Source organism: Mycobacterium sp. URHB0021, from assembly GCF_054057895.1.
Window position 1 is genome coordinate 5,347,864 of the sequence record NZ_JBSRZT010000002.1, and the last position, 15,853, is coordinate 5,363,716.

At 66.7% G+C, this 15,853-nt stretch carries 14 protein-coding genes; 7 read left to right on the forward strand and 7 right to left on the reverse strand.

What is annotated here, in order from left to right; translation table 11 throughout:
- Window positions 1-144 precede the first annotated feature (144 nt).
- From ACVWWN_RS28770 to ACVWWN_RS28785, 4 genes are read left to right on the forward strand one after another with little or no spacing between them, the layout of a single operon-like run.
- On the forward strand, window positions 145-1,161 hold the full coding sequence (locus tag ACVWWN_RS28770; protein ID WP_457146905.1) for an iron ABC transporter substrate-binding protein: 1,017 nt from the start codon (window positions 145-147) through the stop codon (window positions 1,159-1,161).
- The gene (locus ACVWWN_RS28775) at window positions 1,162-2,736 is read left to right on the forward strand and encodes an ABC transporter permease (RefSeq protein WP_457146906.1); all 1,575 of its coding nucleotides are present in this window, start codon (window positions 1,162-1,164) and stop codon (window positions 2,734-2,736) included.
- Window positions 2,733-3,791: an ABC transporter ATP-binding protein gene (locus ACVWWN_RS28780; RefSeq protein WP_457146907.1), complete on the forward strand. Its 1,059-nt coding sequence runs from the start codon at window positions 2,733-2,735 to the stop codon at window positions 3,789-3,791. The genes ACVWWN_RS28775 and ACVWWN_RS28780 overlap by 4 nt, the downstream gene beginning before the upstream one ends.
- Window positions 3,788-6,283 (forward strand): AMP-binding protein, encoded by a 2,496-nt coding sequence (locus ACVWWN_RS28785; RefSeq protein ID WP_457146908.1) that lies wholly within the window; start codon window positions 3,788-3,790, stop codon window positions 6,281-6,283. The genes ACVWWN_RS28780 and ACVWWN_RS28785 overlap by 4 nt, the downstream gene beginning before the upstream one ends.
- Here the strand turns inward: ACVWWN_RS28785 and ACVWWN_RS28790 are convergent.
- Entirely contained in the window at window positions 6,252-7,067 is an 816-nt protein-coding gene (locus ACVWWN_RS28790; protein WP_457146909.1) for an acyl-CoA thioesterase, read from the reverse strand. The two genes, ACVWWN_RS28785 and ACVWWN_RS28790, sit on opposite strands and share 32 nt — an antisense overlap.
- Window positions 7,064-8,296, reverse strand: a complete 1,233-nt coding sequence (locus ACVWWN_RS28795; protein WP_457146910.1) for a CoA transferase — start codon at window positions 8,294-8,296, stop codon at window positions 7,064-7,066. The genes ACVWWN_RS28790 and ACVWWN_RS28795 overlap by 4 nt, the downstream gene beginning before the upstream one ends.
- Before the next feature lie 62 nt (window positions 8,297-8,358).
- Here ACVWWN_RS28795 and ACVWWN_RS28800 point away from each other — a divergent pair, with 62 nt between their 5' ends.
- Window positions 8,359-8,856 (forward strand): hypothetical protein, encoded by a 498-nt coding sequence (locus tag ACVWWN_RS28800; RefSeq protein ID WP_457146911.1) that lies wholly within the window; start codon window positions 8,359-8,361, stop codon window positions 8,854-8,856.
- Window positions 8,857-9,069: 213 nt separating this feature from the next.
- Here the strand turns inward: ACVWWN_RS28800 and ACVWWN_RS28805 are convergent, their stop codons facing one another.
- From ACVWWN_RS28805 to ACVWWN_RS28825, 5 genes are all read right to left on the reverse strand, one after another.
- Window positions 9,070-10,347 carry a DUF222 domain-containing protein gene (locus ACVWWN_RS28805; protein ID WP_457146912.1) on the reverse strand — a complete coding sequence of 426 codons (1,278 nt, stop codon included), beginning with the start codon at window positions 10,345-10,347 and terminating at the stop codon, window positions 9,070-9,072.
- A 147-nt stretch (window positions 10,348-10,494) separates the two neighbouring features.
- Complete coding sequence (locus ACVWWN_RS28810) at window positions 10,495-10,806, reverse strand: hypothetical protein (RefSeq protein WP_457146913.1); 312 nt, start codon at window positions 10,804-10,806, stop codon at window positions 10,495-10,497.
- Between the two features lie 433 nt (window positions 10,807-11,239).
- The gene (locus ACVWWN_RS28815) at window positions 11,240-13,417 is read right to left on the reverse strand and encodes a thiamine pyrophosphate-dependent enzyme (RefSeq protein ID WP_457146914.1); all 2,178 of its coding nucleotides are present in this window, start codon (window positions 13,415-13,417) and stop codon (window positions 11,240-11,242) included.
- 12 nt (window positions 13,418-13,429) lie between these two features.
- Window positions 13,430-14,350: an arginase family protein gene (locus ACVWWN_RS28820; protein ID WP_457146915.1), complete on the reverse strand. Its 921-nt coding sequence runs from the start codon at window positions 14,348-14,350 to the stop codon at window positions 13,430-13,432.
- Between the two features lie 82 nt (window positions 14,351-14,432).
- Entirely contained in the window at window positions 14,433-15,206 is a 774-nt protein-coding gene (locus ACVWWN_RS28825) for an HAD-IIA family hydrolase (RefSeq protein ID WP_457146916.1), read from the reverse strand.
- 57 nt (window positions 15,207-15,263) lie between these two features.
- On the opposite strand from ACVWWN_RS28825, the gene ACVWWN_RS28830 reads away from it, so the two are divergent.
- Both ACVWWN_RS28830 and ACVWWN_RS28835 read left to right on the forward strand, forming a co-directional pair.
- Complete coding sequence (locus ACVWWN_RS28830; protein ID WP_457146917.1) at window positions 15,264-15,461, forward strand: hypothetical protein; 198 nt, start codon at window positions 15,264-15,266, stop codon at window positions 15,459-15,461.
- Window positions 15,458-15,748 carry a GNAT family N-acetyltransferase gene (locus tag ACVWWN_RS28835; protein ID WP_457146918.1) on the forward strand — a complete coding sequence of 97 codons (291 nt, stop codon included), beginning with the start codon at window positions 15,458-15,460 and terminating at the stop codon, window positions 15,746-15,748. Before ACVWWN_RS28830 ends, ACVWWN_RS28835 begins: the two co-directional genes overlap by 4 nt.
- The last annotated feature ends 105 nt before the right edge of the window (window positions 15,749-15,853 follow it).

A 15,853-nucleotide genomic window follows, 5' to 3' on the forward strand; every position in this document is an offset into this window, starting at 1 on the left:
CCAGCAACGCGACCGCGGCCATGGGAACCGGAGCCCCGCCACATCGACAACCGACGGTGGTGCGCAGGGTATGTTCATTAGGTAACCCTCAGCTAAAGTACAGGCCGCCCGCTATACGGCAGGAGCCAGGAAGGGATCTGCTGAATGCGACCTCGTTGGAGCCGGATCGCCGCACTCCTCTCAGCGCTCGCCGTCGTCGTCGGTGCGACGGCGTGCTCCAACTCCGGGGACGGCGACGAACTGCTGATCTACAACGCCCAGCACGAGTCGCTGACGAAGGAGTGGATCGACGCCTTCACCAAGGAGACGGGCATCAAGGTCACCTACCGGCAGGGCGGGGACACCGAATTCGGCAACCAGCTGATCGCGGAGGGCTCGGGGTCGCCCGCCGATGTCTTCCTGACCGAGAACTCCCCGGCCATGGCCGCGGTGGAGAAAGCCGGACTGTTCGCCGACCTGAACGCCGACACCCTCAACCAGATTCCCGCGCAGTACCGTCCGGCTACCGGCAAGTGGACGGGCGTCGCGGCACGCAGCACCGTCTTCGTCTACAACAAGACCCGGCTGCAACCCGATCAGCTGCCGAAATCCATGCTGGATCTGGAGCAGCCCGCATGGCGGGGCCGGTGGGGCGGGGCGCCGGCCAAGGCGGACTTCCAAGCCATCGTGTCGGCCCTGCTTCAGCTCGAGGCTGAGCCCGCCACCGCGCAATGGCTGAGAGGCATGAAGACGAACGCCAAGATCTACAACGACAACATCGCCACCATGAAGGCCGTCAACGCCGGTGAGGTCGACGGCGGCATCATCTACCACTACTACTGGTTCCGCGACCAGGCCGGGACCAAGGAGGGCAGCGGCAACACCGAGTTGCACTACTTCAAAAATCAGGATCCGGGCGCGTTCGTCAGCCTGTCCGGTGGTGGCGTGCTCAAGTCCAGCAAGAAACAGGACCAGGCGCAGCAATTCATCAAGTTCATCACCGGCAAGGCCGGGCAGGAAGTGCTCGAGAAGGGCACCTCGTTCGAGTACCCGGTGGCCAGCGACGTACCCGCGAATGCCGCTCTGCCGCCGCTCGACTCGCTGCAGGCACCCAAGGTCGACCCCTCGACGCTCGACGCGCAGAAGGTTTCGGATCTGATGACGAAGGCGGGCTTGCTGTAGGTGGTCGCTACCCCCGTCTCACGCCCCGCGGCACCGGTTCCGCGGTCGGAAGCGGGCGTCCGTCCGGGCCCGCTCGTCTCGGCCACCGTTGCGATACTCGTTGCCGCCACGTGCATCCCGCTGGGTTATATGCTCTGGGGGGCGGTCTCTGTCGGATGGACCCGCGCGTATGACCTGGTGGTCCGGCCGCGGGTCGCCGAGCTGCTGGTCAACACCGTCGCGCTGGTGGTCGTGACGGTGCCGCTCTGTGTCGGGATCGGCGTTGCGGTGGCCTTTCTGGTGGAGCGCACGGACCTCCCGGGCCGGACGTTATGGCGTCCGTTGTTCGTTGCCCCACTGGCCATTCCGGCATTCGTCAACAGCTATGCGTGGGTCGGCGTGATCCCGTCCCTGAACGGGCTGTTGGCGGGAGTCTTGGTCACCACCCTGTCGTATTTTCCGTTCATGTATCTGCCCGTGGCCGCGACCCTGCGCCGGCTCGATCCGGCCGTCGAGGAATCGGCGCGGGCGCTGGGATCCGATTCGGTCGGAGTGTTCTTCCGCGTCGTGCTGCCGCAGCTGCGGCTTGCGATTCTCGGCGGCGGGCTGCTGATCGCGGTACATCTCCTCGCCGAATTCGGCGCCTTCGCCATGGTGCGGTTCGACACGTTCACCGTCGCGATCTTCCAGCAGTTTCAGGTCACGTTCGATGGCGCGGCCGGAAGCATGCTTGCCGGTGTGCTCGTGCTGCTGTGTCTGGTGCTCCTCGTCGCCGAGGCGCTCGCGCGAGGACGAATCAGGTACGCCCGCCTCGGCTCGGGCGCCCCGCGGGTAGCGACCCCGATCCGCCTGGGCCGCATCGCGTTACCCGCGCAGGTAGCTCTGGCCGGACTCACGGTGCTGGCGCTCGGGGTGCCGGTGTGGACGATCCTGCGCTGGCTGTGGATCGGCGGCGCCAGGGTGTGGGCGCTCGACGATATGGCGAATGCCCTCGGGCAGACCATCGGGCTGGCATCGGCTGCCGCCGTGCTGACGACGATCCTCGCGTTTCCGGTCGCGTGGGTGGCGGTGCGCTCCAGCGGTGTGCTGGCGCGGGCGGTCGAGGGCGCCAATTACATCACCAGCTCCCTGCCCGGTATCGTCACCGCACTCGCGCTGGTGACCGTGACCATCCACTTCGCGCGCCCGCTGTACCAGAGTGTCGTGCTCATCGTCGTCGCCTATGTTCTGCTGTTCATGCCACGGGCACTGGTCAACGTCCGCGCCGGCCTCGCCCAGGTCCCGCCCGGCCTCGAGGAGGCGTCACGGTCGCTGGGCAGCTCGCCTTCCGCGACATTCTTCCGAGTCACCCTGCGGCTGACCGCACCCGCGGCGGCCGCCGGCGCATCGCTCGTGTTCGTCGCGGTGGCAACGGAACTGACCGCGACACTGCTGCTCGCACCCACCGGCACCCGGACATTGTCGATGCTGTTCTGGTCGTTCTCCAGCGAGATCGACTACGCGTCCGCCGCGCCGTATGCGCTGATGCTCGTCGTGCTCGCAATCCCGTTGACACTGGTGCTGTTCCGCCAGTCGACGAAAGTAGCGGCGCTGTGACGATCGCCCCCGCCACCGTGCAGATCCGCGGACTCGCAAAGTCGTTCCACGACCACTCCGTGCTGCACGACATCGATCTGGACCTGACGGCGGGTACGACGACGACCGTGGTCGGGGCGTCCGGCTGCGGCAAGACGACACTGCTGCGCCTCATCGCCGGGTTCGAGGCGCCCGACGCGGGCACCATCACCATCGACGGACGCCGGGTGGCGAGCGCGGAACGCGCTGTGGCACCTCATCGTCGGGGGATCGGCTACGTCGCCCAGGACGGCGCCCTGTTCCCGCACCTGACCGTCGGCCAGAACATCGCATACGGCCTGCGCGGGTCGACGCGCGGTGCGCAGGTCAAGACGCGGGTGGTCGAGTTGCTCGAAACCGTCTCGCTGGACAGCTCATTCGCGTCGCGCCGTCCGCACGAGCTCTCCGGAGGTCAACAACAGCGTGTCGCGCTCGCCCGCGCTCTCGCTCGCCAACCCGTGCTGATGCTGCTCGATGAGCCGTTCAGTGCACTCGACACCGGGCTGCGGGCGTCCACCCGCAAGGCCGTCGCCGGTCTGCTCACGGATGCGGGCGTCACCACACTGCTGGTGACTCACGATCAAGAAGAGGCGCTCTCGATCTCGAATCAGGTAGCGGTCATGAGAGACGGCCGCTTTACCCAGGTCGGTACGCCGGAGCAGGTGTACCGGCAACCCAACGATCGGTTCACCGCCGAGTTCCTCGGCGACTGTATTTCGCTGCCCTGCACTGTCACTGCGGGGGTCGCTGACTGCGCGCTCGGGCGGATTCCGGTCCAGACCGACGTTGCCGACGGGACCGCCACGCTGGCGCTGCGACCCGAACAGCTTGTCGCAACGGTGATCACCGACAGTGAACCGATCAACGGGGTAGGCACGGTGATCGCCACGGAATTCCTCGGCCACGACGTGCTGTTGACCATCGATCCGGCCGGCGACGCGGCACCGCTCATCGTGCGACAACACAGCCTGAACCCACCGCGCATCGACGCCAAGGTGCGGATCGAGGTCGTGGGCAGCGGGGTGGTGCTGCCATGAGCCCACTCGTCGAGCACCTCGACCACCACGGCGAACGCGTCGCCGTGGCGACGGCAACCGGGCGGCTGAGCTACCGCGAGCTGGCCGATCGAGTCGCAGACACCGCACACGAACTGGGCACGCCGCGTCGCCTCGTGCTGCTCGAAGCCCGCAACGACCTCACCACGCTCGTGTACTACCTAGGGGCGCTCGCCGCTCGACACGTGGTGCTGCCGGCGCCTGCCGATCGCGACAACTCGCCGATGCTGCACACCTACGAACCCGACATCGTCATCGACGGAGACGGAGTCCGGCACCGACCCGGCGGAGGCGGCCACCGGCTGCACGACGATCTCGCACTCCTGATGTCCACCTCGGGCAGTACCGGCTCGCCGAAACTGGTGCGGTTGTCGCAGAGCAATCTCATCGCCAATGCGGCCTCTATCGCCGAATATCTCGGCATCCGTGAAAATGACCGGGCGGCAACCACATTGCCGATGTCCTACTGCTACGGGCTGTCGGTGATCCATAGTCACCTGCTGACCGGGGCGGGACTGATCCTCACCGACCTCTCTGTCGTCGACGACAAGTTCTGGCACCTCTTCCGCTCGTGCCGCGGAACGGCGTTCGCCGGGGTGCCCTACACGTTCGAACTGCTCGAACGCGTCGGCTTCGACAGCATGGATCTGCCGCATCTGCGGTACGTCACGCAGGCCGGCGGCAGGATGGCCTCCGAGCGGGTCCGCCGGTTCGCCGGGCTGGCACAGCAGCGGGGTTGGGACCTGTTCGTCATGTACGGGGCCACGGAGGCGACCGCCCGAATGGCGTACCTGCCACCGGAACTCGCCCTGTCGCGGCCGACCTCGATCGGCCGTCCGATACCCGGCGGATCGTTCACGATCGAGCCGCTGGAAGGCATCAGCGGTGATGCCGTCGGCGAACTCGTCTACTGCGGCCCCAACGTGATGATGGGTTACGCGCACGCCCCACAGGACCTGATGCTCGGGAAGACCGTCGACACGCTGCACACGGGTGACATCGCCCGGCGCGACCCGGACGGCCTGTACGAAGTGATCGGCCGGAGCAGCCGCTTCACCAAGATGTTCGGGCTACGCATCGATCTGCAGCGACTCGAGTCGACGCTACGAGAAAGCGGTGTGACGGCCTTCTGCACCGACGACGGCGAGCACATCGCGGTGGCCATCACCGTATCCAATAGACATGACGTTCAACGGCTGACCGCCCACGCTGCCGGCGTTCCTCCCGGCGCCGTGCGCGTGGTGACCGTCGACGAGCTTCCGATGTTGTCGTCTGGTAAGCCCGACTACCACACCGTGCGGAAACTGGCACGCAACGCGAACGCGGGCACTCCCAAGGCCGACGGGCTGCGCGTGCTGTTCGCCGACGTGTTGCAGATCGACCCGGCGACGATCGACCCGGACGCGAGTTTCGTCGACCTCGGCGGCAACTCGCTGACGTACGTGACCATGTCGGTAGGCCTGGAATACAAGCTGGGTAGCTTGCCGGCCGGCTGGGAGCGATTACCGCTTCGCGAACTCGAACGGATACCCAAGCCAAGCCGGCGGTCGTGGCCGTTGCGCGCAGCGACGCTGGAGACCAGCGTCGCGTTGCGCGCACTGGCGATCGTGCTGATCGTTGGCTCCCATGCCGAGCTGTTCGAACTGTGGGGCGGCGCACACCTCCTGCTCGGAATCGCCGGATACAACTTCGGCCGGTTCTGCCTGACCCCATTGCCTCGGCCCAGCCGAGTGCGGCACCTGCGCAACACGATCGGGTGGATCGCGGTGCCATCGGTGATCTGGGTGGTCATCGCACTCGTGATCACCGACGACTACACCCCGACGAATTTGTTGCTGGCCAACAAGTTCCTCGGTCCACACGACAGCATGACGGCGGGCCGGCTGTGGTTCGTCGAGGTGCTGGTGTGGACACTGGTCGCCCTGGCCGTCCTGTTCTGGCTCCCGCTCGTGGACCGCCTGGAGCGGCGATGGCCGTTCGCCGTGGCGGTCGCCTTCCTGGTCGCCGGTCTGGCATTGCGCTATGACGTTCTCGGCCTGGGTCTGGGCCGCGACGCCTGGTTCACCATGCTGGCGTTCTGGTTCTTCGCCATCGGCTGGGCGGCGGCGAAGGCGTCGACGACGTTGCAGCGGGCGCTGGTAACCGGCGCGCTCGCCGTCAGCCTGCACGGGTACTTCGACAGCACGTTCAGGGAAGCCTTCGTGCTCGTCGGACTCATCCTGCTCATCTGGCTGCCGACAATTCGCGTCCCCGCGCCGTTGACCGTCGCCACGGGCATCCTTGCGGAGGCATCGCTGTATACCTACCTGGTCCACTACCAGGTGTACGCGATGTTCGAGGGCCATCCGGCCGTCGGGGTCGCTGCATCGATCGCTGTGGGTGTGTTGGTGACACAACTCGTGACGGTACTGCGGCGGCGGCTTCGTGACCGGCGCGCAGCGCTCAGTTCGCGGTCGGTTCCCGCTCCGCGATAAGGCCTTCCTGGACCAGCGTCGCGGCGATGACACCGTCGGCGCGGACCAGACTCGCGGTCACCACCCCGCGACCGCGTGCCGCGGCCGGTGAGCGCGATTCGAGCAGATTCCACTCGTCGGCGCGAACGGGTCGGTGAAACCAGATCGACGAGTCCGTGGTGCCGCTGCGATGGCTGCGGTCCTTCATCGAATGCCCGTGGACCTGCAGGGCGGGGTCGATCATGTAGATATCCGTCACGTACGTCGCCACGAGTGTGTGCAGCATCGGATCGTCCGGGAGCAGAACCGTTGCCCGCCACCACAGGTGGCGGACGAACTCCGGCCCCGAGCCCTCGTCGGCGATCCTGATGTCGAGTTCGTCCAACGGCAGCGACGGCGCCGGGCCGGCCGGTCCAGTCCGAGGCAGCGAGTCGGGATCGGTGGACGCCGGCGACCGCGCGCCGTGCTGCGGTCCGCGCATGTCGTCGGCAAACGACACCGTCGCCGTGGTCAGCAGGCGGTCGTTCTGCCGGGACTCGACGCGCCGGGCCGCCGCGGTCCGGCCGTCGAACACCCTGGTGACGCCGTATTCGACTGCGTCTCCTGCCTCGCCGCCACGAATGAACTGCAGATGCATGTTGGTCGGTGACCGGCCGGCGTCGACGGTCCTGCGCGCGGCGGCCAGACTCTGCGCGACGAACTGCCCGCCGTAGGCACGCTTTCCGTCGGGTCCGCTCGCCGGTCCGATCCAGGTATCCTCGTCATCACCCGCCCGCAGTTCGAGCAGATTCAGCAGCGCGCTCACCGGACCCGACTGTCGTCGGAACCGGTTGCGACCGTTCTTGTCTGGACGAGTTGCTCTACATCGGCCGAGTTGAGCCCCAACCATTCCGTCAGCACGGCGGCAGTGTCGTCGCCGAGGGCGGGAGCGGCGGCGGCCGGCGGGTAGACGCCGTCGATGGACATCGGCAGGCCGGGCGCCAGGTATTCACCGATGCGGGGTTGCTGCAATGGGCTGAACATCGGGTTGGCGCTCAACCTTTCGTCGGTGGCCGCTTCAGCGAAGGTGCGGTAGCGATCCCACAGTACGGATGTCGCCGACAGTGCGGCGCTGATCTCGTCGCCGCTGCGCTGGCAGAACCATTCGGCGAACAGCCCCGTGAGGGCGTCGCGGTGTCGAAACCGCTCGCCTTCGTCGGTGAAGTCCGCATCGAGCGTTTCCGCGAGCGCAGCAACGGCTTTCGTCGTATCGGTGAGCTCGGTCAGATCACGGAAATGCCTACCGGTGAGGGCGACGATCATGAATGACACGCCGTCGTTGCTGGTGAAATCCTGCCCGTACTGCCCATAAACAGAGTTACCGATGCGGTCCCGTGCGGCGCCGTTGACCATCACCTCGGTGAAAAAGCTGAGATTGCCCGCCGTCGCCAGGGCCACATTCTCCAAGGGGATGCTGATCTGCTGACCGTGGCCGGTGGCGTCGCGGTGCCGCAATGCCGTGACGACGGCCAATGCGGTGTAGATACCGCAGGCGACGTCCCAGGCCGGCAGTACGTGGTTGACCGGTGCCGCAAGCTCCGTCGGCCCCGTCACCAAGGGAAACCCGATGCCGGCGTTGACGGTGTAGTCCACGCCCGTACCTCCGTCGGCACGGCCGGACACTTCCACGTGGATCAGGTCGGGACGCAGCCGCTCCAATGACTCATACGAATGCCATTGCCGGCCGACTACATTCGTGATGAGGACGCCGCTGTCGGCGATCAGCCGTTGAACCAGATCTTGCCCCTCGTCGGAGCGCATGTCGGCGGCCACCGAACGCTTGCCCTTGTTCAGTCCGGCCCAGTAGATGCTCTCACCGTCGTCGGTGACCGGCCACCGGCGATAGTCCGCCGCGCCACCGATCGGGTCTACCCGGATCACCTCCGCTCCCAGTTGGGCGAGTGTCATCCCGGCCAACGGCGCCGCGACGAAGCTGGAGATCTCGACGATCCGCACGCCACTCAGCGGTCGGGTCGGATCGGGTATTGCGGTCATCTGGCTAAGCTATCAGCGCCCGGGCCAACGGCATCTGACCGCCCAAGCTGTCGCCTTGGTAAATGCACAGCGAACGCCAGCACAATGACCTCACAGGTCGGATCGACAGCCTGCTGGAGATCCTGATCCTGCAGGGGCAGGCTCGAATTCGACTGGACGCGGTGACCCACGCCGCGGTCGGCTCACCGATCCGGCTCGCGTCGGCAATCAGGCGGATGGCCCGCCTGATACGCGATGACGACGACGCGGTCGTGTTCAATACCTGGCACGAGATGGGTCCCCTCTCACCGGTGGAGCGCCATCTGATTCCCCTGCTCGACGGCCGTCACGACCGCACGGCGCTTCTCGATGAACCGTTGGAGATCTTTCGGCAGAAGGTGATTCGGATCGGACTGGATGGCCGCCTGTCGTCGACGAGAACGCGGCCCAGAAGGTGCTCGCCGAAGAGGTCGACGCACTGCCGCACCACCTGGCCGACTCAAGCTCCTAGACCTCGACGACTACACACCATCGGCGCGGTCACTGCGAACGGCCGGCTAGTGCGGCGAGATCGGTGTTGACTGGTGATGACCATGAGCGCGTGGGCTGGCAGGCCCAGGAGCGCTCAGGCGGGCGCGGATGCTGGTGAGGGCGTTGGATGGCGGTCGGCAGCGATGCGAGATCTGGTTGTCAGCCTCGATTTCACAATGGGGTAGCTGCCCGCGTGTCACGCACGGATTTCGTTACGCCCCAACCCGGTTGCGCTTCGGTGGTGACCGGCCCGGTGATGGAACCTAATTCAGTGTGGGTGGTGGTTGGGGTTGGAAGGGTTGATACCACCACCAGTGGGCGCGTTCGCCGGTGGGACCCGGACAGGGTGGGACCGCCGGTGGGGGTCGGGTTGGGGGGCGGGCCAGCGACCCCGGGCTCAGGGTGCGCCCGGCGCTGTCGGTGACGCACAACTGGGCTGGGGGTCCGGTGATGGTGATGCCGCCGCGGTGATGCAGCCGGTGATGATAGGGGCACAGCAGCAGCACCAGGTTGTCCAACTCGGTGGGGCCGCCGTCTTCCCAATGCCACAGGTGATGAGCATGCAAACCCCGGGTGGCCGCACACCCCGGCACCGCGCAGCTGCGGTCGCGGTACTCCAGCGCGCGGCGCAACCGGCGGCTGATCACCCGAGACGCCCGCCCCGCCCCGATCGGCACCCCGGCCCGCTCAAACCACACCTCGCAGGTGGCATCACAGCTCAGGTAACGCCGATCAGCAGCCGACAGCAGCGGACCCAGATGCAACTGCACCACCCGGTCGTGCACATCCACATGCACCACCACCGTGGTCCGCGCGCCGTGCGGGCGGGCCGCCGCCTCAGCGTCCCAGCCGGCATCCACTAGCCGCAGAAACGCCGCGCCGGTGGACGGGAGCGGCGGCCGCCGCCCGGACGCGTCGCCGCCGGCGGCGTGATCGCGTTTCCACTCGGCGACCAGGGCCTCACGATGAGACCCCAGGGCCGCGTCGAACTTCGCCGCCTCCAGATGCGGCAACGTGATCCGGTAATAGCAGAACTGCTCATCGGAGGTGGAGCTGATCGAAACCCGCGGCTCCGGCTCGGGCTCGGGCTGCGGCTCGGGCTGGGCGTCGGGGTCGGGTGGGGGTTCGAGCTTGACCGCGGTGCGCAACTGCGACACCGAGGCCACACGGGCGAACTCCGCATAATGCTCATCAGAGCCATCAGCGGCGCCGCCGGCGATCACCCCGACCTGATCCAACGACAGCCGACCCTCCCGCATCCCCTGCCCGCAGCGGGGAAACCCGGGCAACCGGTGCGCCACGGCGGCGATCGTGGCGGCGTTGCCCGACGAGGCGCCCAGCTTCCAGGCCACCAACGCCGCGATCGACCGCGCCCCCGTCGACCCGCACAACCCGTCGTGATCCAACTCCGCCACGATCGCCACAATGCGCCCATCAATGGCATTGCGCTGCCCCGCCAACTCCGACAACTCCCCGAACAACACCTCAACACGCTCCCCAGCCCGCACCACCGGCACCTCAAGCGACGCGGTCGAAGACATAACCCCATCATCGCAGAGGGGTCCGACAAATTCGGGCTACCCGAGTCCCGGTCAAGCCATCAGATGCCAACAGGCCCAACCCGATCGGCGCAACGACCACCGCTGCGCCGATCGCTCGAACGCGTGCCGCAAGTTTGATCTCGTGCGTTAAGGGCACTGTCCGTTGTTGACACATCCCGGCGCCGCTGTGGCCTTGTAAGTCGGTGCGGCCATCGACGTGGCCAGTGTGGCCGCCGGCGGTGCGGCTGTCGCGGTCCCGCCGAGGTTCATCGCGCTGGGGTTGAGCTTCATCGCCGGGACTTGCGGCTGCGTGTAGACGGTGGTGGTGGCGGAGTCGCCCGATCCGCCTGCGACGTAGCGCGATGTCTGTTCGGGATAGATGACGGTCAACAGCGCGGCCGCCATCAAGGCGCAACAACCCATCGCGGCGGCAAAAATCTTGACTCGAATAATGCTCATTGTCTGCTCCCACGGAGATTGCCACGGGTCGATAGCGAACTGCCCGGCCCTACAGCGGAATCATTTCTCTATAACAGTGATAACCCCTCGGAGCCGACAGTCGTTCCCGCTGACAAGCGTCTGTAGGTGAATTGTCAGGCGATCGCTAGGTGCCGGTATTTGCCCCGGTGTCAGGCGAATCATCGGTTGTCGGCTACCTTGCCGAGCTCTGACATGTTCAGTCCGACGACGCGGGTCGCCTCGTCTGGACAGGCACAATTGCCACCGCCCCAGCACCGGTCCGCCATTCGCCACGCAACATTTTGGCTAACTCGACGGCATTGACCGACAAGGCCTTACCGGCACCGTCATGACATAGCTATGGGAACGGGACGCCCATAGCCTTGGCGAATACACAGCGAACCTCGGTGATGCAGGACACGCTTCGGGCTCGTCAGCCGTGGGCGAGTTTGATCGCCGCGGCCTCGATCGTGTCCTCCGAGAGCAGCACATGCAAGGCGGCGTCTCCCAGCGGGATGAAACTGTCGGCGCTGGCCACCCGCATCACCGCGCCGGCGTAGCCGTGCTCGACGAGCGTGGCAAGGACGCCTTCCCCCACCCCGCCGGTCTCACGAGTCTCGTCGACGATCAGCGTCCGCCCGGAAACCTCGGCTTCCCTGATGATGTCCGCGGCCGGCAGCGGCGCCAGCCACCTCAGGTCGACGACCCGAGCGCGGATGCCGAGAGACTCGATCCGCCGTGCCACCCGCAGGCTCATCCGCAGCCCGTTGGCGAACGTGAGGATCGTCAGATCCGTCCCTTCTCCGTAGGTGCGTGCCCGGCCGACCGACACCGCGGACGTCGGGCACGGCGCCAGCCAGAGGTCGTCGCCGTCGTCGTACAGGTCCCGGGTGTGATACAGCGCGATGGGTTCCAGGAAGATACACACGACGCCCGCCGTTCTCGCGGCTGCGGCGCAGGTGTGCAGCATCGCCGCGGCGTCGTCGGGCCGGGCGGCGGACGCGATCACCAGGCCGGGAATGTCGCGGAGCGCGGCAACCGAGTTGTCGTTGTGGAAGTGCCCCCCGAAGCCCTTCTGATATCCGTAACCCGCGATGCGCACCACCATCGGGTTGCGGTACTGCCGATCGGAGAAGAACTGCAGCGTCGCGCCTTCACCGCGAATCTGGTCGGCGGCGTTGTGAACGTAGGCCAGGTATTGGATCTCCGGTATCGGAAGCAGCCCCGACACCCCAGCGCCGAGCGACAGACCCAGGATCGACTGTTCGTCGAGCAATGTGTCGAACACCCGCGCCGAACTCGTCTTGTTCAGCAACCCGCGCGTGACGCCGTAGACGCCGCCCTTGCGGGCCACGTCCTCACCGAAGATCATTGCCTCCGGGTAGCGGTCCAAAATGTCATGCAGCGCACGGTTGATCGCTTGGGCCACCGTCACCGGTGCGTCGGACTCGACGGACCTGATCGCGGCGGCGAGAGACTCCGGAGAGGCGGCCACGGCTTCTTCGAGGCTGGTGGTGAGCGGAGCCGCCACGTCCTGTGCACTGTCGAGCGTTGGCGCACCGGCGACGTCTTCGCCGAGGCGAAGGACGTTGGCGCGCATCGCCGCATAGCGCTCGAGCACTTCGGCGGGTGCCAGTGCCCCGCTTTCGATCAGAAGTTTCGCGGTGCACAACAACGGGTCTGCGTCGTAGTCCGCGGCTATCTCGTCGGGCCGGCGATAGGCCGGCTCGAAATCGGACCCGGCATGCCCCAGCAGCCTGACCATTCGCAGGTGCAGGAACGCCGGGCGCCGGTGGGCGCGCACCCATGAGGCCGCGGCGGTGGTGGCGTCGAACGTAGCTGCCACGTCGGTGCCGTCGGCGTCGAAATACGCGAGGCCGTCCCGTTTTCCGTAGGCCTGCCCGATCCACCCGCGGGGTGTCTTGACGCTGATTCCGATCCCGTTGTCTTCGCACACGAGCAACAGCGGCATCGGTACACCCTGGTACGCCGAGTGCAACGCCGTATTGATGGCGCCGACGGCCGTCGAATGGTTCACCGAAGCATCGCCGAAACTGCACACCGTCACCGCATCGTCGGGCCATGGGCAGGTGACACCGAGTTTCTTTGCACGAGCGATGGAGAAGGCGACACCGACCGCCCGTGGCAGGTGTGAGGCAATGGTGGAGGTTTGCGGGATGATGTTGAGGTCGTGGCGGCCGAAGACCTTGTGACGCCCCCCGGCGATCGGCTCCTCCGTCGCCGCCATCATTCCCAGCATGATGTCGCGCAACGGGTCTCGGCCGCCAACCTGGGCGGCGCGGGCCAGGAAGAAGCCGCCCGACCGGTAGTGAAGCAACGCCGGATCCGTGGGGCGCAGCGCGGCCGCGACGGCGGCATTGCCCTCGTGGCCCGACGATCCGATCGTGTAGAAGCCCCGGCCTTGGGCACGCAACGCACGAGCCGCCAGATCGAGGTGGCGGCTGCCGAGTTGCGCGTCGAACAACGTCAGGCAGTCCTTGACCGTGAGCGAAGTGTCCGCCCGAATGGGCTCGCCGGGCGCGGGCACGGAGGGCGCTGCACTCATCGCACCGATGGTTGCAGTGAAGTAGTCGTCAAGCGGTTCGGGCACAGAACTCCTGAGCTAGCGGCGAATTGTCGGTCTTGACACAATGTTTCGGATGAATGTCACGATCTGCCGGGCACAAATCGCGTCCGGGTCCTGGTCGGGATCGTAGATCGCGATGCTCGCGCCGATACACGAGGTCGACGTGCTGAAGAACGCGATGACCAGATCAGCGAGCTGCTCCCACGTCAGACCGTTTGGCTCATCGGCGATGTGGGGTAGCCCCTGCGCACTGAATTCCACAGGGTCTAGCACGTCGAGATCGATGTGTAGCCACCAGCGGTTGACGCGGTGAGCTACGTGGGTCATCGCGCGACGCCCGGTTCCCGTCGGATCGTCGGCGACCTCGGCGAGCGGGGCCACCCACACCCCGCTGTCGGCGAGCGTTCCGACATTGAACTGGTGCCGCCAGGCATCGTCGCGGGGTCCGAGCACAACCAGGTGCTCGGCTTTCAGCGCAGGCAGCCGCTCACCGAGTTCACCCGTGAGCAGCCGTCCGGTCAGCCCGAGAAGCAGTCCGATCTCGGTGTTGGCCGCCTCCCCGTCCTCGGACACGTCGAGCGGCATGGTGTCCTCATGGCCGTCGACGAACACCAATCCGGTGTCGCCGACGTGGTCGCGCAGGCCGGTGACGATGCCCAGCAGCATCGAGCAGTCGCCGCCGTAGACGAACGGAAATCGCCCTGCCGCAAGCGCAGAACCCACCCGAGTGTTGAGGGCGGCGGTCATCGCCAGCAACGCGCGTTCGTTGATCAGGCTCGTCGAAGCGCCTCGCGCCTGGTCGGCAGCGGGCAGATCGAGGTCACCATGCTCGGCGACGTGATGATGTTCGAATGCGTCGAGCAGTCCGGCGTCGCGCAGGGCGGCGGCCGCCCGCGCCTGGTTACCGGCCCGGCCGTAGCCGTCGAACGGAACACCGATCAACTCGATCTCGGCCATCGCACTCAGCTCTCGGTGACCTGCACGCAGTCGACGAACACTCCCCGGACACAGGTGGAGTACGGCGCGCGCTCGACGGGAATCACACCAGCTCGATAGCCTCGGCGATGGACGGCAGGACCCGGCTGGGCCGGAACGGGTAGCGGTCGATGTCCTCGACGGCAGTCGACCCGGTGAGAACCAGGATCGTCTCGAGTCCGGCCTCGATGCCCGCTACGACATCGGTGTCCATCCGGTCGCCGACCATGGTGGTGTTCTCGGAATGGGCCTCGATCCGGTTCAGCGCACTGCGGAACATCATCGGGTTCGGCTTGCCGACGAAGTAGGGTTCGCGGCCGGTGGCCTTGGTGATCATGGCGGCGACGGAGCCGGTGGCGGGCAGCGGGCCCTCGGCCGAGGGCCCGGTGGCGTCGGGATTGGTGGCGATGAACCGGGCGCCGCCCAGAATGAGACGGATCGCCTTGGCGATCGCCGTGAACGAGTAGGTCCTGGTCTCGCCGAGCACGACGTAGTCGGGTTCGGTGTCGGTGAGCGTGTATCCGAGCGCATGGAGTGCGGTCGTCAGGCCCGCCTCGCCGATGACATACGCCGAACCGCCGGGCAGTTGGTCGTTCAGGAATGTCGCGGTGGCCAGCGCCGAGGTCCAGATGAAGTCCTCCGGGACGGTGAGCCCCGACCGGGCCAGCCGCGCGGACAGGTCGCGGGGGGTGAAGATCGAGTTGTTCGTCAGCACGAGGAACGGCCGCCCCAGCTCGGTCAGTCGCTGTAGGAATTCCGCGGCCCCTGGTAGAGCGTGTTCTTCACGGACGAGGACACCATCCATGTCGGTGAGCCAGCACTGCGGTGTCGATCGCACGGGTCCAGTCTGTCAGCCGATGCAATTCCACGCCCCCGATTGCTTAGGCTGGCGACCGTGTCCGAGATGTCGATGCGACGGGCCACGACGGCCGATGTGTCCGATATCCAACGGTTGATCGATGCCGCCTACGGCAAGTACGTCGAACGCATCGGCAGGCCCCCCGCCCCGATGACGACGGACTACACCGCGGCCGTGCGAAATTCACGCGTGTGGTTGCTCCACCGTCGCGGAGTTCTCGTGGGGCGCTGGTGACCGAAGACCGCGGTGACCACCTTCTGCTCGAGACCGTCGCAGTATCCCCCGACGCGCAGGGTGGCGGTTACGGTCGGCGCCTGCTCGAACGAGCCGAACGCGACGCCGTTGAACTCGGGCTGAACGAGGTCCGGCTGTACACGAACGAGGCGATGACGGAGAACCTCAGTTTCTATCCCCGTCACGGTCACCGAGAGACCGGCCGGGCGGTGCAGGACGGGTTCCGGCGCGTCTACTTCGCCAAGGCGATGTCACCGCCGGCAAGCGATGAAGGCCGGCAATCATAGGTCGCGTGCCGCTCGGACAGTCGCGCGGCGGCGTCCAACGGACCGTCGGTATCGGGGACTGTCGCAGCGCAGATCCGTCACCATGCCCTGCGCTCGGTATCGCGG

Bases quoted from the DNA above. Each gene is read 5' to 3' on its own strand.
- ACVWWN_RS28785 (WP_457146908.1), top strand. From the start codon at position 3,788: ATGAGCCCACTCGTCGAGCACCTCGACCACCACGGCGAACGCGTCGCC.
- ACVWWN_RS28800 (WP_457146911.1), top strand. From the start codon at position 8,359: ATGCACAGCGAACGCCAGCACAATGACCTCACAGGTCGGATCGACAGC.
- ACVWWN_RS28810 (WP_457146913.1), bottom strand. From the start codon at position 10,806: ATGAGCATTATTCGAGTCAAGATTTTTGCCGCCGCGATGGGTTGTTGC.
- ACVWWN_RS28805 (WP_457146912.1), bottom strand. From the start codon at position 10,347: ATGTCTTCGACCGCGTCGCTTGAGGTGCCGGTGGTGCGGGCTGGGGAG.
- ACVWWN_RS28820 (WP_457146915.1), bottom strand. From the start codon at position 14,350: ATGGCCGAGATCGAGTTGATCGGTGTTCCGTTCGACGGCTACGGCCGG.
- ACVWWN_RS28795 (WP_457146910.1), bottom strand. From the start codon at position 8,296: ATGACCGCAATACCCGATCCGACCCGACCGCTGAGTGGCGTGCGGATC.
- ACVWWN_RS28770 (WP_457146905.1), top strand. From the start codon at position 145: ATGCGACCTCGTTGGAGCCGGATCGCCGCACTCCTCTCAGCGCTCGCC.